The following is a 1236-nucleotide window of genomic DNA, read 5'->3' as shown; positions in this document are numbered from 1 at the left end:
GTTCGGGCCTCCAGTGCGTGTTACCGCACCTTCACCCTGGACAGGGGTAGATCACCCGGTTTCGGGTCTACGCCCACGTACTCAGTCGCCCTATTCAGACTCGCTTTCGCTGCGGCTTCGGCTTCTCACCTTAACCTTGCACGGGAGCGTAACTCGCCGGTTCATTCTACAAAAGGCACGCCATCACCCATAAAGAGGGCTCTGACTTCTTGTAAGCACACGGTTTCAGGTTCTATTTCACTCCCCTCCCGGGGTGCTTTTCACCTTTCCCTCACGGTACTGCTTCACTATCGGTCGCCAGAGAGTATTTAGCCTTGGCAGATGGTCCTGCCGGATTCATACGGGGTTTCACGTGCCCCGCACTACTCGGGATCCGTCTCGGAGGGAATACACTTTCGGCTACAGGGCTTTTACCTCTTCTAGCGGGCCTTTCCAGACCTCTTCACCTACCATATTCCTTTGTAACTCCATGTGAGACGTCCCACAACCCCAGGAAGCAAGCTTCCTGGTTTGGGCTAATCCGCGTTCGCTCGCCGCTACTGACGGAATCACTATTGTTTTCTCTTCCTCAGGGTACTTAGATGTTTCAGTTCCCCTGGTATGCCTCTCATTCACCTATGAATTCAGTGAATAGTGACTATCGATTATGATAGCCGGGTTTCCCCATTCGGACATCCCCGGATCGAAGCTTGCTTACAGCTCCCCGAGGCATTTCGTCGTTCGCCACGTCCTTCGTCGGCTTCTGGCGCCTAGGCATCCTCCGTGTGCTCTTAGTAGCTTAACCTAGATTTTTCTTCCGGAGGAAGATAAAATCGCTGCTACTTTTATTGATCTTGGTCTTGCGACACAAGCTCAGCTAAAAGGATTTTCTAAAACGCAATGTTTCGTTTCGGTATCCAGTTTTCAAGGTGCAAACTGCTCTGAGAACAGTGTATGGTGGAGCCAAGGGGGATCGAACCCCTGACCTCCTGCGTGCAAGGCAGGCGCTCTCCCAGCTGAGCTATAGCCCCATACAGAGAATTTATCAAGTTAAAATGGTGGGCCCTAGTGGACTCGAACCACCGACCTCACCCTTATCAGGGGTGCGCTCTAACCAGCTGAGCTAAGGGCCCATAACAATCCCGAAAGGGTATCCCCTTTCGGGCTGTCCGCTTGGCGGCGTCCTACTCTCCCAGGACCCTTCGGTCCAAGTACCATCGGCGCTGGAGGGCTTAACGGTCGTGTTCGGGATGGGTA

Annotated in this window: 2 tRNA genes and 2 rRNA genes; all 4 read right to left on the bottom strand. The window is 53.4% G+C overall.

Annotated features, from left to right (window positions below):
• Positions 1-784 (bottom strand): 23S ribosomal RNA (locus ACE5KN_RS30995); the annotation flags it as partial.
• 150 nt (positions 785-934) lie between these two features.
• Positions 935-1010, bottom strand: a tRNA-Ala gene (locus tag ACE5KN_RS30990).
• Between the two features lie 25 nt (positions 1011-1035).
• Positions 1036-1112, bottom strand: a tRNA-Ile gene (locus ACE5KN_RS30985).
• A gap of 38 nt (positions 1113-1150) precedes the next feature.
• A 5S ribosomal RNA gene (rrf, locus tag ACE5KN_RS30980) occupies positions 1151-1236 on the bottom strand; the annotation flags it as partial.

The organism is Paenibacillus terreus (genome assembly GCF_042138595.1).
GTDB lineage: Bacteria > Bacillota > Bacilli > Paenibacillales > Paenibacillaceae > Paenibacillus > Paenibacillus terreus.
This window is presented reverse-complemented; position numbering and strand designations above follow the sequence as displayed.